General features: G+C 72.5%; 15 protein-coding genes. 1 reads left to right on the top strand and 14 read right to left on the bottom strand.

From position 1 onward, the window contains the following. The first annotated feature begins 11 nt into the window (after positions 1-11). Entirely contained in the window at positions 12-680 is a 669-nt protein-coding gene (rpe, locus tag ABD652_RS09240; protein ID WP_344720549.1) for a ribulose-phosphate 3-epimerase, read from the top strand. Between the two features lie 108 nt (positions 681-788). On the opposite strand, the gene nrdR is transcribed toward rpe, so the two are convergent. The 14 genes from nrdR to ftsW form a co-directional block, all read right to left on the bottom strand. After that, entirely contained in the window at positions 789-1,295 is a 507-nt protein-coding gene (gene nrdR / locus ABD652_RS09235) for a transcriptional regulator NrdR (protein ID WP_153143930.1), read from the bottom strand. 151 nt (positions 1,296-1,446) lie between these two features. After that, a complete protein-coding gene (gene dnaE, locus ABD652_RS09230) occupies positions 1,447-4,992 on the bottom strand; it encodes a DNA polymerase III subunit alpha (RefSeq protein ID WP_344720546.1) in 3,546 nt (1,181 codons plus the stop codon). Between the two features lie 2 nt (positions 4,993-4,994). Then, on the bottom strand, positions 4,995-5,918 hold the full coding sequence (locus ABD652_RS09225) for an RluA family pseudouridine synthase (protein ID WP_344721069.1): 924 nt from the start codon (positions 5,916-5,918) through the stop codon (positions 4,995-4,997). Between the two features lie 86 nt (positions 5,919-6,004). Further along, the gene (gene lspA / locus ABD652_RS09220; protein ID WP_344720543.1) at positions 6,005-6,538 is read right to left on the bottom strand and encodes a signal peptidase II; all 534 of its coding nucleotides are present in this window, start codon (positions 6,536-6,538) and stop codon (positions 6,005-6,007) included. Positions 6,539-6,657: 119 nt separating this feature from the next. After that, positions 6,658-7,572 carry a DivIVA domain-containing protein gene (locus ABD652_RS09215; RefSeq protein WP_344720541.1) on the bottom strand — a complete coding sequence of 305 codons (915 nt, stop codon included), beginning with the start codon at positions 7,570-7,572 and terminating at the stop codon, positions 6,658-6,660. A 208-nt stretch (positions 7,573-7,780) separates the two neighbouring features. After that, positions 7,781-8,068, bottom strand: a complete 288-nt coding sequence (locus ABD652_RS09210) for a YggT family protein (protein WP_344720539.1) — start codon at positions 8,066-8,068, stop codon at positions 7,781-7,783. A gap of 72 nt (positions 8,069-8,140) precedes the next feature. Beyond that, positions 8,141-8,830, bottom strand: a complete 690-nt coding sequence (locus tag ABD652_RS09205; protein ID WP_344720537.1) for a cell division protein SepF — start codon at positions 8,828-8,830, stop codon at positions 8,141-8,143. 110 nt (positions 8,831-8,940) lie between these two features. Continuing rightward, positions 8,941-9,747, bottom strand: a complete 807-nt coding sequence (locus ABD652_RS09200) for a YggS family pyridoxal phosphate-dependent enzyme (protein ID WP_344720534.1) — start codon at positions 9,745-9,747, stop codon at positions 8,941-8,943. Positions 9,748-9,757: 10 nt separating this feature from the next. Next, a complete protein-coding gene (locus tag ABD652_RS09195) occupies positions 9,758-10,585 on the bottom strand; it encodes a purine nucleoside phosphorylase YfiH/LACC1 family protein (protein ID WP_344720532.1) in 828 nt (275 codons plus the stop codon). A 49-nt stretch (positions 10,586-10,634) separates the two neighbouring features. Continuing rightward, the gene (gene ftsZ / locus ABD652_RS09190; RefSeq protein WP_344720529.1) at positions 10,635-11,978 is read right to left on the bottom strand and encodes a cell division protein FtsZ; all 1,344 of its coding nucleotides are present in this window, start codon (positions 11,976-11,978) and stop codon (positions 10,635-10,637) included. A 524-nt stretch (positions 11,979-12,502) separates the two neighbouring features. Beyond that, the gene (locus ABD652_RS09185) at positions 12,503-13,672 is read right to left on the bottom strand and encodes a cell division protein FtsQ/DivIB (protein WP_344720526.1); all 1,170 of its coding nucleotides are present in this window, start codon (positions 13,670-13,672) and stop codon (positions 12,503-12,505) included. Beyond that, complete coding sequence (murC, locus tag ABD652_RS09180; RefSeq protein ID WP_344720524.1) at positions 13,669-15,174, bottom strand: UDP-N-acetylmuramate--L-alanine ligase; 1,506 nt, start codon at positions 15,172-15,174, stop codon at positions 13,669-13,671. Before murC ends, ABD652_RS09185 begins: the two co-directional genes overlap by 4 nt. A 42-nt stretch (positions 15,175-15,216) precedes the next feature. Next, the gene (gene murG / locus ABD652_RS09175) at positions 15,217-16,437 is read right to left on the bottom strand and encodes an undecaprenyldiphospho-muramoylpentapeptide beta-N-acetylglucosaminyltransferase (protein ID WP_344720522.1); all 1,221 of its coding nucleotides are present in this window, start codon (positions 16,435-16,437) and stop codon (positions 15,217-15,219) included. Then, positions 16,434-18,173, bottom strand: coding sequence for a putative lipid II flippase FtsW (ftsW, locus tag ABD652_RS09170; RefSeq protein WP_344720520.1), 1,740 nt, complete (start codon positions 18,171-18,173; stop codon positions 16,434-16,436). The genes murG and ftsW overlap by 4 nt, the downstream gene beginning before the upstream one ends. Between the last annotated feature and the right edge of the window lie 15 nt (positions 18,174-18,188).

Below are 18,188 nucleotides of genomic sequence, written 5' to 3'. Positions count from 1 at the left end.
AGGATCGACCCGTGACCCCCTCGCCCCGCACGCCCTGCATCCACCCGAGCATCCTCAGCGCGGACTTCGCGAACCTGGAGCGGGAGCTCTCCCGGATCAGCACCGCCGACGCCGTGCACGTCGACGTCATGGACAACCACTTCGTGCCCAACCTCACGCTGGGCCTGCCGGTGGTCGAGTCGCTGCGCGCGGCGACGGATCTGCCGCTGGACATCCACCTGATGATCGAGGATGCCGACGTCTGGGCGCCGCGCTACGCCGAGCTGGGCTGCGAGTCGGTGACCTTCCACGCCGAGGCCGCGCAGGCGCCGATCCGGCTGGCCCGCGAGCTGCGCGCCCGGCACAGCAGCGCGGCGATGGCGTTGAAGCCGGCCACCGGGATCGAGTCCTACCTGGACATGCTCGGCGAGCTGGACATGCTGCTGCTGATGACCGTCGAGCCGGGCTTCGGCGGGCAGTCCTTCCTGGACCTGGTGCTGCCGAAGATCCGCCGGGCGCGGAAGGCGGTCGACGACCTGGGCGGGGAGATCGCGGTGCAGATCGACGGCGGGGTGAATGCCGAGACGATCCTGCGCGCCGCCGACGCGGGCGCGGACACCTTCGTGGCCGGCTCGGCGGTCTACGCGGCCGAGGACCCGGACGCGGCGATCGCGGGTCTGCGCGGACTGCTAAAGCACTGAGCCGCAGGGGGCGCGGACGAAGACCGGCGGTGCTCCCGACCTTCCCCTGTCGAGAGCACCGCCGGAGTCTGCGATGCGGCCGCCGCGCGGTCGACCACGAGGCCGAGTCTAGCGGAACCCGAAGCGCGGCTGCACCACGGTGACGCCGTCGGCGGTCCCGCCGGGCATCTCCTCCTCGCGGCGCAGCTCGTCGATGGCCTCCTGGAAGTCGTCGAGGCCGCCGAAGCCCCGGTAGACGGAGGCGAAGCGCATATAGGCGACCACGTCGAGCGTGCGCAGCGGACGCAGGATGGCCAGGCCGACGTCGTTCGCGTCGACTTCGGCGTTGCCCGAGGCGCGCACCGCCTCCTCGACCTCCTGGGCCAGCACGGCGAGGTCGTCGCTGGAGACCGGTCGTCCCTGGCAGGCCTTGCGCACGCCGTTGATGACTTTGGAGCGGTCGAAGGGCTCGGCGGCTCCGGAGCGCTTGATCACGTTCAACGACGTGGTCTCCATCGTGGTGAAGCGCTTCGAGCACTGCGGGCACTGCCGCCGACGCCGGATGCCGGAGCCGTCGTCGAGCATGCGCGAATCGACCACGCGGGACGCGTCGTGGCGACAGTACGGACAGTACATCGCGGCGCTCTCCTCTCCTGCGGTCCGCTCGCGGCCCGTCGGACGCTGATCCGGCGCACATCACCGGATGGCACGAGTCTACGCACTAGATGTGGTGGCCATCAAGTCCATACACACAAGATGTTGTGGGGGCGCCAGGCCGACAGGCGGATCAGGACTCGAGGCAGCTCGGCCCGAGCAGCACTTTCAGATCCCCGTAGAGCGACGGCGACGGCGTGACCTGGTAGTCGGGCCCCAGCCGCATCACCTCGATGGTCGCCCCGGAGAGCAGCCGCACGTGGACGTCGTTGGAGCCGCGGTGCCGGCGCAGGATCTCGCCGAGCTGGGTGACGACCTTCTCGCTGGCCCGCTGGCTGGGCACCGAGAGCACCACCGGCCCGGTGCTCGTCTCGTCGTCGAGCTCGGGGACGATCATCTCCTGGGCCGACATCGACACCGAGCCGTCGTCGCGCCGCTGGATGCGGCCCTTGATGGCCACCACCAGATCCTCGGCGAGGACCATCGACACCGGCTGGTAGGCCTTGCCGAAGAACATCACCTCGACGGTGCCGCCGAGGTCCTCGACCTCCACCCGCGCATAGGGGTTGCCCGAGGACTTCGCGATGCGGCGCTGCAGCGAGGTGATCATCCCGGCGATCGTCACCGTCGCCCCGTCGGGCGGACCGTCCTCGCCGAGCAGCGAGGTGATCGAGCGTTCGGCGTGCTGGGCCAGCACCCGCTCCAGCCCCTGCAGCGGGTGGTCGGAGACGTAGAGGCCGAGCATGTCGCGCTCGAAGGCCAGCCGGTCCTTCTTGTCCCACTCGGGCATCTCGGGCACGGCCACGGCGTCGAAGTCGTCCAGTCCGTCCTCGCCGCCGGACATCGCCCCGAAGATGTCGGTCTCATACTGCAGGGCGTCCTTCTTCTGCTTCACCGCCTGCTCGACGGCCTGCTCGTGGACCGAGACCAGCGCCCGGCGGGTGTAGCCGAGGTCGTCGAAGGAGCCGGCCTTGATCATCGACTCCACGGCGCGCTTGCCGCACACATGCGGCGGCACCTTCTTCAGGAAGTCGGAGAAGGACTCGAAGGCCCCCTTCTCCTGCCGCGCCTCGACCAGCCCGGCGACGACGTTGGAGCCGACGTTGCGCACAGCACCCATGCCGAAGCGGATCATGTCGTCGCCGACCGGGGTGAAGTTCTGCGTGGACTCGTTCACGCTCGGCGGGGTGACGGTGATGGCCATGTGGCGGCACTCGTTGAGGTAGAGCGCGAGCTTGTCGCGGTTCTCCCCCACCGACGTCAGCAGGGCGGCCATGTACTCGGCCGGGTAGTTCGCCTTCAGGTAGGCGGTCCAGTACGCGACCAGCCCGTAGGCGGCCGAGTGGGCCTTGTTGAACGCGTACTCGGAGAAGGGCAGCAGGATGTCCCAGAGCGCCTGGATGGCCTCCTCGGAGAAGCCGTTGTCCAGCATGCCCTGGTGGAAGCCGACGTACTGCTTGTCCAGCTCCTCCTTCTTCTTCTTGCCCATCGCGCGGCGCAGGATGTCCGCCTGGCCCAGCGTGTAGCCGGCCACCCGCTGGGCGATCGCCATGACCTGCTCCTGGTAGACGATCAGCCCGTAGGTGGTGTCGAGGATGTCCTTCAGCGGCTCCTCGAGCTCCGCGTGGATCGGGGTGACCTCCTGCTGGCCGTTCTTCCGCAGCGCGTAGTTGATGTGCGAGTTCGCGCCCATCGGACCGGGGCGGTACAGCGCGATGGTCGCGGAGATGTCCTCGAAGTTGTCCGGGCGCATCTGGCGCAGCAGCTGGCGCATCGGCCCGCCGTCGAGCTGGAAGACGCCGAGCGTGTCCCCCTTGGCCAGCAGGTCGTAGGAGGGCTGGTCCTCCAGATGCAGCGTCTCCAGGTCCAGCTCGACGCCGCGGTTCTGCCGGACGTTCTCCAGCGCGTCGGAGATGATCGTCAGGTTCCGCAGACCCAGGAAGTCCATCTTGATCAGGCCCAGGGTCTCGCAGGTCGGATAGTCGAACTGCGTGATGATCGCGCCGTCCTGCTCGCGCTTCATCAGCGGGATGATGTCCAGCAGCGGGTCCGAGGACATGATGACGCCGGCGGCGTGCACGCCCCATTGGCGCTTCAGCCCCTCGATGCCGGTGGCGAGGTCGAAGATCTCCTTCAGCCGCGGGTCGGCCTCCAGCGTCTCGCGCATGTCGACCGCCTCGGCGTAGCGCGAGGACTGCTCGTCGAAGATCTCGGCCAGCGGCGTGGGCTTGCCCTGCGCGTCCGGCGGCATGGCCTTGGTGAGCCGCTCGCCGGTGGAGAAGGGCTCGCCCATCACCCGGGCGGAGTCCTTCAGCGCCTGTTTGGACTTGATCGTGCCGTAGGTGACGATCATCGCCACCCGCTCGTCGCCGTACTTGTTGACGACGTACTGGATGACCTCGGCGCGCCGCCGGTCGTCGAAGTCGACGTCGAAGTCGGGCATCGAGACGCGGTCGGGGTTGAGGAAGCGCTCGAAGAACAGCCCGTGCTGCAGCGGGTTGAGGTCGGTGATGCGCATGGCGAAGGCGACCATCGAGCCGGCGCCGGAGCCGCGACCGGGGCCGACGCGGATGCCGTTCTCCTTGGCCCAGGTGATGAAGTCGGCGACGACCAGGAAGTAGCCCGGGAAGCCCATCTGGGTGATGATGCCGATCTCGTACTTCGCCTGCTCGCGCACGTCGTCGGGCACGCCGCCCGGGAAGCGGTAGGCCAGCCCGCGCTCGACCTCCTTGATGAACCAGGACTCTTCGGTCTCGCCCTCGGGCACCGGGAAGTTCGGCATGTAGGAGGCCGACTCGTCGAACTCCACGTGGCAGCGCTCGGCGATCGCCAGCGTGTTGTCGCAGGCCTCCGGGAAGTCGCGGAAGAGCTCGCGCATCTCCGCCGGGGACTTCAGGTAGAACTCCTCGGCGTCGAACTTGAAGCGGTTCGGGTCGTCGAGGGTGGAGTTGGACTGCACGCACAGCAGCGCGCCGTGGGCGTTGTGGTCGTGCTTATGCGTGTAGTGCAGGTCGTTGGTGGCGACCAGCGGCAGGTTGAGCTCCTTGGCCAGCTTCAGCAGGTCGCTCTTGACCCGGCGCTCGATGTCCAGGCCGTGGTCCATCAGTTCGCAGAAGAAGTTCTCCTTGCCGAAGATGTCCTGGAACTCTCCGGCGGCCTTCTTCGCCTCCTGATACTGGCCCAGGTGCAGCCGCGTCTGGATCTCGCCGGAGGGGCAGCCGGTGGTGGCGATGATCCCGTCGGCGTAGTCCTGGAGCAGCTCGCGGTCCATGCGCGGCTTGTAGAAGAAGCCCTCGATGGAGGCCAGCGAACCCATCCGGAAGAGGTTGTGCATCCCGGCGGTGTTCTCCGCCCACATGGTCATGTGGGTGTAGGCGCCGCCGCCGGCGACGTCCTTCTCCCCCTTGATGCCCTCGCCCCACTTCACGCGCCGGCGGTCCGAGCGATGGGTGCCCGGGCTGAGGTAGGCCTCCAGCCCCACGATGGGCTTCACCTGGTGCTTCTGGGCGGTCTTCCAGAAGTCGTAGGCGCCGAAGAGGAACCCGTGGTCGGTGGTGGCCACCGAGGACATCCCGAGCCGGCGCGTCTCCTCGAAGAGCTCGCCGATCTTCGCCGCTCCGTCGAGCATCGAGTACTCGGTGTGGTTGTGCAGGTGGACGAAGTCTGCAGTCGAGGCCATGGTCACCCATTCTCCAGGATCGACAGCGCGGTGGCCAGATCGTCGGGGCGCGCGGAGGTGAAGGTCACCGGCTCGCCGGTGCGCGGATGGGTCAGCCCGAGCTCGGCGGCGTGCAGCCACTGGCGGGTCAGTCCCAGCTCGGCCGCCAGCCCCGGATCGGCGCCGTAGGTCAGGTCTCCGGCGCAGGGGTGGCCGAGGGCGGAGAAGTGCACGCGGATCTGATGGGTGCGGCCGGTCTCCAGCTGGACCTGCATCAGGCTCGCCCGGCCGTAGGCCTCCAGCAGCGTGTAGTGGGTGCGCGAGGCGCGGCCGTCCTCGACGACGGCGAAGCGCCACTCATGGCCGGGATGGCGGCCGATGGGCGCGTCGATGGTCCCGTCGACCGGGTCCGGGAGCCCCTGGACCAGGGCCTGGTAGATCTTCGTGGGCGTGCGCCGCCGGAAGGCGTCCTTGAGCACGCTGTAGGCCTGCTCGTTCTTCGCCACCACCATCACCCCGGAGGTGCCGACGTCGAGCCGGTGGACGATGCCGCGGCGCTCCTGAGATCCGGAGGTCGAGATCGGCACGCCGGCGGCGAGCAGTCCGCCGATCACCGTCGGGCCGGTCCAGCCGGGCGACGGGTGGGCGGCGACGCCGACGGGCTTGTCGACGACGACGAGGTCCTCGTCCTGATGCAGGATGCGCAGATTCTCCACGGGTTCGACTCTCACCTCGAGCGGATCGTCGGCCGCCGGCGGGTCGATGTCGAGCTCCGTCCCGGCGGCCAGCTTCTCGGACTTCTTCACCGCGCGTCCGGCCGCCCGGCCGGCGGCATGGACGACGGCGCCGGCGGCCAGATGCTCGGCGGCCTCGGTGCGGGACATCCCGCAGCAGGAGGCGATCACCTGGTCGGCGCGCCGCCCGTCGAGCGTCTCGGGGACCGTCAGTCGCTCGGGCTCGGGCCTCGGCGTCCCGGGGTCCTGCTCCGGCTCATGCTGCGGCTCGGGATTCTGCGGCTCGGGGTTCGTGGGACTCAGTCCTCCTCGTCGTCGCGGGTGCGACGGCCGTCCATCTCCAGTCCGAAGACCAGCATCGCGCAGATGCCGATCATCGAGCAGACGATGAACGAGTCGGCGATGTTGAAGATCGCGAAGTGCGGCACGGCGATGAAGTCGACGACCTCGCCCTCGCCGAAGGAGGGCGGACGGAACAGCCGGTCGGTCAGGTTGCCGGCGATGCCCCCGGCGAGGCCGCCCAGCCCGAGCGTCCAGAGCCAGGAGCCGCCGAGCCGGCGGGAGTTGACGACGACCACGGTCAGCACGACCACCATGATCAGGGTGAACAGCCAGGTGTGGTCGGTGCCCAGCGAGAACGCCGCTCCCGGGTTGAGATGGAAGCGCCAGGAGAGCACCGGGTCCAGCACCGCGATCTCCTCGCCGAGGCTCAGCGTGGAGACGACCCACCACTTGGTCAGCTGGTCCAGTCCCCAGGCGACGACGGCGACCGCCGCCGCGACCAGGAGCGCCGTGCGGCGTGCGGGGCTCGGCGACGGGCGCGTCTCGCTCACAGGCGTCCTGCTCTCCTCTGCTGTTCTGCGCCGTCCCGCGGCGCGGGACGTCCCATGGACGTCCGGGATGACACGACGGCGTCCGGGAGATCGGTCCTCCCGGACGCCGGCTCGGCGGCTCAGACCTCGGCGCCGCCGGCTTCCTTCTCGATGGAGCCGCGGCTGGTGAGCTGCGCCAGCTGCCCCTCGATGTAGTCCTTGAGCCTGGTGCGGTAGTCGCGCTCGAAGCTCGTCAGCTCGCTGACCTTGGTCTCGAGGTCGGTCTTCTTCCGCTCCAGCGCCGAGAGCGTGCGCGAGGAGGTCAGCTCGGCCTCCTCGATCATGTTCTCCGCCCGCGTCTCGGCCTCGGTGACGATCTCCGTGCGCTTCCGCTCGCCTTCGGCGATGTGCTCGGCCCGGGTCTTCTCCCCCTCGGAGACGTACTCCTCGCGGGTCTTCTCGCCCTCGGCGATGTACTGCGCGCGGGTCCGCTCGCCCTCGGCGATGTACTGCGCCCGGGTCTCCTCGCCCTCGCTGACGTACTGGTCGTGCAGCTTCTGGGCCATGGCCAGCACGCCGGTGGCGGTGCTCGCGACCTCTCCGGCCGCCGCGTCGTCCGAGCCCGCGGCGCTCGACCCGCTCGGCGATCCCTCGGCCGGCTGCGCGGCGGCCTCGCGGCGGGTCTGGGCCGGGCGATGGCCCGGCTCGTACTCCGGATAGGCCGTCACGCCGGAGCCGGAGGGCACGGCGCCGTCGTCGGCCGGCCCCTCGGTCGCGACCGAGTCGAAGGTCCCGGTGACCTCGGCGTCGGTGCCCGCGTAGCCGGAGAGCCCGGCATCCTCGAGGTCGTCGGGCTCGAGGTCGGCGGGGTTCTCCTCCAGCTGCTCCTCGAGCGTCGAGACCTGGGCCTTGAGGTCCTCGTTCTCCTGGACCAGCCGCCGCCATTCGACGACGACCTCGTCGAGGAAGTCGTCGACCTCGTCTTTGTCGTAGCCGGGGCGGAACTTGGTCTCCGGGAACTCCTTGTTCAGGAGTTCATCGGGAGTCAGAGCCATGCGGTGTCACCTCATCGAGAAGCTGTCGGCGAGACGGAGCCGGGGGCGGGCCGCCTCCGAAGATCGTCCAGTGGTCACCGGATACGATACCCCGGTGGTGCCGACCACGACGACCGGAACCGGGACCTCGGCCTTCACGAACAGGTCACACCCTCGTCGACGGGGCGCGGGCCGCGCCGACGGCTCCCTCGCCGGCGCGCCGAGCCGGTCAGCCGATCGCCTGGACGATGACCTTGGCGATGACCACGACGAGGAAGACGATGATGAAGCCCATGTCCAAGGAGATCCCGCCGAGGTTCAGCGGCGGCACCTTGGACTGCACCCAGCGGATGGGCGGGTCGGTGAGCGCGTAGACGCCCATCGCCAGCGCCAGCGCCGCTCCCTTCGGGCGCCACTGGCGAGCGTACTGCTGGGTGATGTCGAAGATGATCCGGACCACCAGGGCCAGCTGGTACACGGTCAGCAGCAGGTAGATCGGGGCGGCGATGAGATCCACGGCGGGACAGGTTCCTCCGGAGGGTGCGGTCGGATCGGACGAGCCGGCGCGACGACGTCGCGCCGCGGCGGATCAGCTCTGGTTGAAGAACTGGGCCGAGGAGTCCGGCTCCACGGCGCCGCGCTCGTCGGCGACGACTTCGACGTTCTTCGGGGTCAGCAGGAAGACCTTGTTCGTCACACGCTCGATCGACCCGCCCAGGCCGAAGACCAGCCCCGCGGAGAAGTCGACGAGACGCTTCGCCTCGGCCTCCCCCATCTCGGTGACGTTCATGATCACCGGGACGTCGTCGCGGAAGGACTCACCGATGACCTTAGCATCGTTGTAGGAGCGCGGGTGGACTGTGGTGATACGGCGCATGGAGGAACTCTCGTCGCGGGAGGAGGGGGCACGCTTGATCGGGGTCACCGGCGCCCGGTACTCCGGGTCGACGGCCAGCGACGAGCTGTTGTGCTCGCCGGCGGACGCGGAGCCGCGCGCCGAGGACTGCCCGGCGGCCCCCAGCTCGACGACCTCCGAGCCGTCGCCGGAGGAGCCCGCACGGACCGCGGAGGTCGCCGGGGGCTCCGCCGTCGGCCGGGCGGCGCTCCGCTCGCCGGCGACGCGCGGCGACTCCGCCGCCGGCCGGGAGGAGCTCGCCGCGGCGGCGTCGCGGCTCGCGGCCGGGGCTCCGGCGCCCTGCTGCGCGCCGAAGTCCTCGTCGTACTCCTCGCCGTCGGCCAGACCGAGGTAGATCATGGTCTTCTTGAATGCTCCGGCCATGAAGTCTCTCCTGAGGGAAGAACTGAACCTGCGCTGAGGTTCGGGGCGTGTCTGGAATCTGTCTCGGGCCTGGTCACGGTCCCGGACGATGTCTCTGCGCGGACCCGAGACTACCGGCCCGTTCCGCGCTTCCCGAGGACATCGCGTCCGACGCGCAGGTGTGTCGCGCCCGCGGCGACGGCGGCCTCCAGGTCGGTGCTCATCCCCGCCGAGATCATCCGCGCCTCCGGGTGGTCCTCGCGCAGCCGCCGGGAGATCTCGGCCAGCCGGGCGAACGCCGCGGCGGGCTCCTCGTCCAGCGGGGCCACGGCCATCAGCCCGCCGAGGCGCAGCCCCTCGGAGGCGGCCAGGCGGTCGGCGAGGCCGGCCACCGCCTCCGGGGCGGCGCCGCCGCGGGAGTCGGCGGGGATCTCGCGGCGCAGGTCCACCTGGACCAGGCAGTCGAGCGGCTGACGCCGGTCGCCGGCGGCGCGGGCCAGAGCCGTCAGCAGCGAGCCGCGGTCGAGCGAGTGCACCGCGGCGGCGTAGTGGGCCGCCGAGCGCGCCTTGTTCGACTGCAGCTGTCCCACGAAGTGCCAGCGCATCGACGAGCCGTCCGCCGCCGCCTCCTGCGGGTCCCGGCCGGCGCGCCGGGCGAGCTCCTGCTCCACGGCGGCGGCCTTGGCCGCGGCCTCCTGGTGCTTGTTCTCCCCCACCTCGCGCACGCCCAGGTTGTGCAGCCGCACGACGTCCTCGGCGGGGAAGGTCTTGGTGACCACGATCAGCGCGGGAAGGTCGATCCGGCCGCAGGCGGCGGCCGCCGCGGCGATCCGCTCCCGGACTGCGAGCAGCCCGGCGGCGATCTCCCGGGTCCGCGGATCGGCGTCCTCGTCGCGGGCGCGGCGCAGACGGGCGTCGTCGAACAGGGTGGTGTCCATCGGCCCCACTCTATCGCGGGGCGCCGGCGTCGCCGCCCCGGGCCCCGCCGCCGCTCCGCGGGTCCTCGCCCTCCGGACGCCAGACGACGCCGACGAAGCGACCGCGGCCCGGCTCCCGCCGATGGGAGAAGAGCGTGCGATCCTCGATCGTGCAGCCGGACAGCTCGGCCGTCGAGACGTCGCGGCCGGCCAGCACCGCCTGCGCCTCGGCCCGCAGATCCAGACCGGGCGTGCCGGCCCGAGTGCGCGAGGACAGCGCCGGCCGCCCGGCCGTCAGCTCGGCGTGCATGGCCTCGGGGACCTCGTAGCAGCGGCCGCAGGCGCCGGGGCCGATCCAGGCGCGCAGCTGCTCGGCGCCGTGGTCGCGCATCCGCTCCACCGTCCGCTCCAGCACGCCGGCGAGCAGACCCGGACGGCCCGCGTGGGCGGCGCCGGTGACCGCGCCGCCGTCGCCCCGCGCACCCACCAGCAGCACCGGCAGACAGTCGGCGACCATGATCGCCAGCGGATCGGAGCCGTCCGGCGAGACCCACGCGTCGCCCACGGGCGCCGCCGCGTCCGCGGTCTCCGGCCCGTCGACGTCGCGGACCTCTGCGGAGTGGATCTGCTCGAGGAAGCGCAGCCGGCCGGCGGCGACGCCGAGTCGGCGCTCCAGCGCACGACGCCGGGCGAGCACCTCACGACGCGCCGGGCCGTCGTCGTCCTGCGCCGCGGCGTCCCCGACGTGCAGCGCCAGGTTCCCCGCCGCCGACGACGTGAAGGCGACGCGGACGCCGGCCCCGGCGGCACCCTGCCACCAGAAGCCGGCGTCCGCGTCGCCCGTCGGACGCGTGATCATGCGGTCCGCGTCCGTCGCGGCCCCTCGGCCGCGGTCCGGAGCTCTCCGGTCACTTGAGGAAGTCCGGCACGTCCAGATCGTCGTTGCGCCCGCCGGAGTAGTCGGACTCGACGATGTCCGGGATGTCCTGCTGCTCCTGCCGGACCTGCCGCTGCTGCGGCGCGGTGTCCTGCTCCTCGGCCGAACCGGCCGCCGGGGCCGCCTCGCCGGACTGCTGGATCGGCACAGTGCCCGGCACCTGCTGCGGGGCGGCGGACTGGACCGGGACCGTGCCCGGCACGCTCTGCTGCGCGCCCGACCGCTGGCCGGACTGCTGGCCGCCGGCCGGCTGGCGCGGCGGCTGCTGGCGCGGAGGCTGCTGGGTCGGCGCCGACGGCGAGCCCTGGCCCGCCCCCGAGCCAGGCAGCTGCTGACCGGCGTTCTGCGCCATCGGCTGCGACGTCGCGTCGACCTGGTCGAACCCGGCGGCGATCACCGTCACGCGCGCCTCGTCGCCCAGCGCGTCGTCGATGACCGCGCCGAAGATGATGTTGGCCTCCGGGTGGGCGACCTCCTGCACCAGCCGGGCGGCCTCGTTGATCTCGAAGAGGCCGAGGTCCGAGCCGCCCTGGATGGACAGCAGCACGCCGTGGGCGCCGTCGATCGAGGCCTCGAGCAGCGGCGAGGCGATGGCCAGCTCGGCGGCCTTGACCGCCCGGTCCTCGCCGTTCGCCGACCCGATGCCCATCAGCGCCGAGCCGGCACCCTGCATCACCGACTTCACGTCGGCGAAGTCCAGGTTGATCAGGCCCGGCGTGGTGATCAGGTCGGTGATGCCCTGGACACCGGAGAGCAGCACCTGGTCGGCCGAGCGGAACGCGTCGAGCACGGAGACGTTCTTGTCCGAGATGGACAGCAGCCGGTCGTTGGGGATGACGATGAGAGTGTCGACCTCGTCGCGCAGCGCCTCGATGCCGTCCTCGGCGGAGGTCGCGCGGCGGCGGCCCTCGAAGGTGAAGGGACGGGTCACCACGCCGATGGTCAGCGCGCCGAGCGAGCGGGCGATCCGCGCCACCACGGGCGCGCCGCCGGTTCCGGTGCCACCGCCCTCGCCGGCCGTGACGAAGACCATGTCCGCGCCGCGGATGACCTCCTCGATCTCCTCGGCATGGTCCTCGGCGGCCTCCCGGCCGACCTGGGGGTTGGCGCCGGCGCCGAGCCCGCGGGTCAGTTCACGGCCGACGTCGAGCTTGACGTCGGCGTCGCTCATCAGGAGGGCCTGAGCATCGGTGTTGATGGCGATGAACTCCACGCCACGCAGACCGACCTCGATCATGCGGTTGACGGCGTTCACGCCGCCGCCACCGATGCCGACGACCTTGATCACGGCCAGGTAGTTGTTCGGTGTTGCCACGTTGTGTGTCCCTTGCTCGTCTCTCACGTCGAAAAGTACGGAGGCTCCCGCCGTCGGGCGACCGCGGCGCGACTCCTCACTGCCAATCGGCGGAGCCTCCGCCCCCTCCACGGGGGCGGCTGCTCCAGCTGACCCGTCGTCGGCATCCGGCCGGGCCGGGATGGTTCGCGGTCACACCGGACCGACCCGGGATGCTCTCCGACGTCGCAGCGGCTCGCCCTCCACGACGGGAGCCTCCGTACTGCATGACATTCTTGTGGTGGTCACAGACCCTCGGCAACGTTGAAGTTGCACTTGAACCTTAGGTCTCCCGCGAAGGTTCGACCTGGGTCGAAGGTTCCTCGTCTCCGACCAGGATACCGGCGCGGGCCGACCGCGGCCTCCAGCCGGCGGGGCGAGTCCCCTGCCGATCGCGCTCCCGGCAGGCTCCGGGGCGGCGGCGTGCCGGTTCCGGACGGACTCCGGAGAGCCCCCGCGAGGACTCCCGAGGCGGTGGAGCGACCACGGGGCGGCCCACGGCATGCTCATCGGGTCACCGGGGCCTCGGGGTCGGAGATGTCGATCGTGTCGACCTCGGTGAACTCCTCGGCGTCGGACTTCAGCAGCGCGGCCAGCACAGTGGCCTTCTGCGCTCCGCGGTCCTCGCCGCCCCAGACGACGGTGCGCCCGTCGTCCAGCCGCAGCCGCACCGAGTCGACCGATTCGGCGGTGGCCGACTGCATGCTCTTCCGCGCCGCACTCGGCAGCTCGCCCAGGACCCCGACGATGGCCTCGAAGACCGCCCGGTGATCGAGTGCGGCGTCGCTGGAGATCTCCGGGGTCGCGTAGGCGTCCTCCGCCGGCGCCTCGTCCTCCGGCCAGCTGCGGATGACCTCGCCCTCGGCGGTGAAGTACTCCACCTGTCCGTCGCGATGGACCCGGGCCACCGGCGGGTGCTCGGTGACCTCGACCCGGAGGGTGTCGGGCAGCTCGCCCTGGACGACGACGTCGGCGACGACCGACTCCTCGTCCAGCAGCTCCTCCACCCGGCCGTCGCCGACCTGGGGCATCGGTCGCCCCAGGGCCGGCTCCAGCAGCTCCTCGGCCCGGGCGTCGGTGAGCAGGTCGTTGCCCTCGACCTGCACCTGCCGCACCGTCAGCAGCGGCGAGAAGACCAGCACCAGCACGACGACGAGCAGCACCGCCAGCCCGGCGAGGACCAGCAGCACCCCGCGCCGTCGACGCCGTCGATGGACGACGACCTCCGGCTCCGGGAAGGCCAGCAGATCGGCGGCCGCCTCAGGGCGCTGCTCGGACTCCTCCTCGGCGTCCGGTCCGGAGTGCTCGGCGTCGTCGCCCGCCTCAGGGCCCGTCCGCGGCGCGCCGGAGCGCCTCTGCCCCGTCGCTCCGGAGCCCGCACGAGGACCGGCGACGTGCGGGACGTCGCGGGTCAGCGGGACCACAGTGTCGGCGGCGTCGGAGGGCGCGGCGTCCTCGGCGGGCGCGGTGTCGTCGGAGGGCGCGGTGTCGTCGGAGGGCGCGGGCTCCGCACCGCCGGCCTCCTCGACCGGCGCAGCGGCGGGCCCCTCGACGTCGCGGTCGGACGCGGGATCGGGCGCCTCCGCGGCCGGGCGGCGCGGGGCGTCCTCCTCGGCGCTCCGGCCCCCGCGCGGCGGGCCGGTGCTGCGCGGCCTGCGCGGCGGTCGCGGACTCATCGGCTGCGACGCTCCAGCGCTTCGACCAGGTCCGCGCCCAGGGCGGTCACGTCACCGGCGCCCAGCGTCAGCACCAGGTCCCCGGCCGCGGCCGCGGCGACCGTCGCCGCGACGGCGTCCTCGCGGGAGCGGACCCCGCCCGACGGCGGCGTCGGCCGGGCGAAGAGCGGCTCGGCGATCAGCTCCGAGGTCACCCCGGCGATCGGCTCCTCGCGGGCCGGGTAGACCTCCAGCAGCGCGACGGTGTCGGCGGCGGCCAGCGCCTCGGCGAACTCGGCGGCGAAGAGCTGGGTGCGGCTGTACAGATGCGGCTGGAAGACCACGTGGACCGCGTGCTCCTCCCCCGCCGCGGCGCGCGCGGCGGCGAGCACTGCGGCCACCTCGGTCGGATGGTGGGCGTAGTCGTCGTAGACGGCGACCCCGTCGACCTCGCCGCGGAAGTCGAAGCGCCGCGAGGCGCCCTGGAAGTGGCCCAGCGCCTCCGCGGCCCCGGCCAGCGACACCCCGGCCCGCAGCCCGACGGCGGCGGCGGCCGCGGCGTTGAGGGCGTTGTGCCGACCGGGCACCGTCAGCCGCAGCAGCGCCTCCTCGTCGTCTCCGGGATCCTCGCCGGGGCGCTCCGGATCCGCGGCCGGAGGCCCGCTGAGCAGCACCTGCTGGCCGAGCGTCCCGGCGGGGGCGTCCCGGTGCTCGTGCAGCCGCAGCCGAGCGTCGGCGGAGAACCCGTAGGTCAGCACCTCGACGTCGCGGGCGGCGAGCTCGGCGGCGACGTCCTCGAGCAGCGCCACGGCTCCCGGGTCGTCCAGGCAGAGCACCAGCAGACCGCCGTCGGCGATGCGCCGGGTGAACTCCACGAAGATCCGGTGGACGGCCTCGGCCGTGCCGTGGTGGTCCAGATGGTCGGCCTCGACATTGGTGATCACCGCCGTCTCGGGGCGGTAGTTCAGCAGCGAGCCGTCGGACTCGTCGGCCTCGGCGACGAACCACTCCCCCTCCCCGGCGGCGGCGTTGACCCCGAGGCCGGCGACGGTCGCTCCGACGGCGAAGCTCGGCGACAGGCCGGCGCGCTCCAGCAGGACGGTGGCCATCGAGGAGGTCGTGGTCTTGCCGTGCGTGCCGGCCACGGCGATGCCGCGGCGACCGGCCATCACCGCCGCCAGCCCCTGCGAACGGTGCAGGATCGGCAGCCCGCGGCGGCGCGCCTCGTCGTGCTCGGGATTGCCCTCGGCGGCGATCGAGGAGGCGATGACGGTGCTGATCGGCGCCCCGGCCTCCTCCTCCACCGAGTCGAGGTTCTCGGCGCGGTAGCCCACCCGGACGGGCACACCGGCGGCGCGGAACTCGTCGAGGACCGGCAGCTCCTTGCCGTCGGTGCCCGAGATCGGCACGTCGTCGGCCTGCAGCAGCCGCGCGACGCCCGAGACGCCGACGCCGGCGAGTCCCAGCAGATGCACCCGGCCCAGATCCTCCGTGCGCTGCGGCGCGGCGGCGGCTTCAGTCATGGCAGCGTCCTCTCTCGCGGGGCTCCGCGCACGGAGCCGCTCTCACCGGCCCTCGTCGGCCGGCAGTCGGTCCCCGGGCACGCCGGCGGCGGTCAGCGCCGCGGCGGCCACCCGCTCGTCGGCGTCGGCGATGCCGCGCTCGGCGGCGTGGTCCCGCATGGTCAGCAGCATCTGCGGGTCCTCGAGCAGCGGGACCACATTGCGCCGGATCCAGGCGCGGGTGAAGTGCTCGTCCTTGACCAGCAGCGCGCCGCCGGCGTCGACGAGCTCGCGGGCGTTGAGCTCCTGCTCGCCGTTGCCCACCGGCAGCGGCACGAAGACCGCCGGCAGCGTCACCGCCGCGACCTCGCAGACGGTGGCGGCGCCGGAGCGGGCGATGATCAGGTCCGCGGCCGCATAGGCCAGCTCCATGCCGTCCAGGTACTCGCGCTGGTGGTATCCGGGGCGGCTCAGCGGCGCCTCGGCGTCGCCCGCGCCGTCGCCAGCGCCGTCGCTCGAGCCGGCGTCGGCGGCGGTGACGACCTTGTCCCGTCCGGTGAGGTGCAGCACCTGGGCGCCGCCGGCCAGCAGATCGTCCACCGCCGAGGCCACGGCGCTGTTCAGCGAGAGCGCCCCGGAGGAGCCGCCGGTGACGACCAGCGTGGTCCGCTCGGGGTCCAGGCCCAGCCGCTCGCGGGCGGAGGCCCGCTCGGCCTCGCGGTCGAGCTGCGAGATCTCCCGGGACATCGGCATGCCCACCCAGGCGGCCCGCTTCAGCGGCGTGCCCTCGAAGGCGGTGCCGACATGGGCGGCGAAGCGGGCGCCGAGCCGGTTCGCCAGGCCGGGCCGGGCGTTGGCCTCGTGGACGACCACCGGCACGCCCAGCCGGCGCGCGGCCAGATAGACCGGAGTGCAGACATAGCCGCCGACGCCGACGACCACGTCGGCCTCGCGGCGGCGCAGGATCTCGGCGGCCGCGGCCACCGCACGCCGCAGCCGCGCGGGCACGCTGAGCAGGTCCCGGGAGGGCCGGCGCGGCATGGGCACCTTCTCCACCGTGTCCAGCGCATAGCCGGCCTCCGGCACCAGGCGCGTCTCCAGGCCGACCTCGGTGCCGATCATGCTCACCTGAGCCTGCGGCATCAGGCGCTCGACGGCGCGGGCGATCGCGATCATCGGGCTGACGTGCCCGGCGGTGCCGCCGCCGGCGAGCACCACTGAGACGCCCGGGGCCTCCTCCGGGGCACCGTGCGGCGTCGGCGAGGCCGATCCCTGGCTGCTCATGCTGTGGGGTCCTGCTTCCTGGTCGTCGGGTCCGTGGTGATGCGCGGAGTCCGGCTCGTGCTCCCGCTGCTCGCGCCGCGCCGCGTTCCGGGGGCGGGTTCCACTGTAGAGTCTCGGCGGCCGGAACGGGCGTCCGGGCCCTCGGCCGCGCCGCCGCGTGCGCCGGCGCGCCCCGGATCGTCGGCGGGGGCCGCCTCCTCCAGGCGCACTTCACGGCGCTGCTCGCGGGCGAAGTTCAGCACCACGCCGACGGCCAGCAGCGTCGCCGTCAGCGCCGAGCCCCCGTAGGAGATGAACGGCAGGGGGATGCCGATGACCGGCAGCAGCCCGGTGACCATCGCCAGGTTGATGACGGTCTGGCCGATGATCCAGGCCATGATCCCGATGGTGGTGATCCGTACGAAGGGCGAGCGGGACCGCGACGCGACGCGGAACATCCCCAGCACGAGCATCGCGAAGAGCGCCAGCACCGTCAGCGCGCCGAGCAGGCCCAGCTCCTCGCCGAGGATGGTGAAGATGAAGTCGTTCTCCGCCTCCGGCAGATAGTTCCACTTCTGCCGGGACTGGCCGAGGCCGACGCCCCACCAGCCGCCGGAGGCCAGCGCGTAGATGCCGTGCATCGGCTGGAAGCAGGGGTCCCGGACGCCCTCGCAGGCGCCCTCCATGCCCAGCCACACCTGCACGCGCTGCATGCGGGTGACGCTGACCAGCGTCAGCCCCACCGCCGCGCTGATGCCCAGCGCCCCGGAGATGACGAACCAGCGCATCCGGGTGCCCGCGGTGAACAGCACTGCGGCGATGAGCGCGCCGAAGACCAGCGCCGTGCCGAGGTCCTTGCCGGCCATGACCAGCGCCAGCACCAGGAGGCCGCCGGGCAGCACCACCGGCACCAGCGCGTGCTGGACGTGCCGGACGAGATCGCCCTTGCGGGCCAGCACCGAGCCGGACCAGACCGCCATCGCCAGCTTGGCCAGCTCGGCCGGCTGACCGGTGATCGGCCCCAGCCGCAGCCAGTTGCGGTTGCCGTTGACGCCGTAGCCCAGCGGGGTCAGCACCAGGGCCAGCAGCACCAGGGCGAGCAGCAGCGCCGGCCAGGCCAGTCGGTCGAGCCAGCCGCGGGGGGCCAGCATGGCCGCGAACAGGCCCACGAGGCCGACACCGGCCCAGGTCGCCTGGCGGAGGAAGAGGCCGTAGGCCCCGCCGGAGCTGCCGAGCGTCTCCACCGCCGAGGAGGAGAGCACCATGATCAGTCCGACGGCGGTCAGCGCCAGGGACGACCCCAGCAGCATCCAGAAGGTGCTGTGCGTGTTGCCGACCTCCACGAAGCGCCAGAAGCCGAGGACCCGCTCGCGCCGGCGCCGACGGCGCTGCTCCCGCCAGGCGGGCCCCGACGTCGCGGGCCGGTCCCCGACGTCCTCAGTGTCCCCGGCGGCCCCGGCCGCCTCGCCGGCGGCGCCGTCCGCGCCGGCGGTGGTCTCCGCGGCGTCCTCCGCGTCCGCGACCGGTCGGAGGCTGCGCCGCCGGTCGGCGGCGATCTCCTCGGTGACGCCCTCAGCGCCCTCCTCGCCCGGCTCCCGGGCCGCGGCGTCAGCGGCGTCAGCGGCGTTCGGAGAGGCGACGTCGCCGATCGTGGCGTCGGGATCCGCGCGGGTCGAGGAGTCGCCGTGCGCCTCCTCCGGCCCCTCCGCCGCGCGCGGGCGCGACGAGGACGGCACGCGGGGTCGCCGTCGGTCCATTCCGTCCTCCTGCTC

Origin of the sequence: Nesterenkonia halobia, from assembly GCF_039536005.1 — a bacterium.
GTDB lineage: Bacteria > Actinomycetota > Actinomycetes > Actinomycetales > Micrococcaceae > Nesterenkonia > Nesterenkonia halobia.
This window is presented reverse-complemented; position numbering and strand designations above follow the sequence as displayed.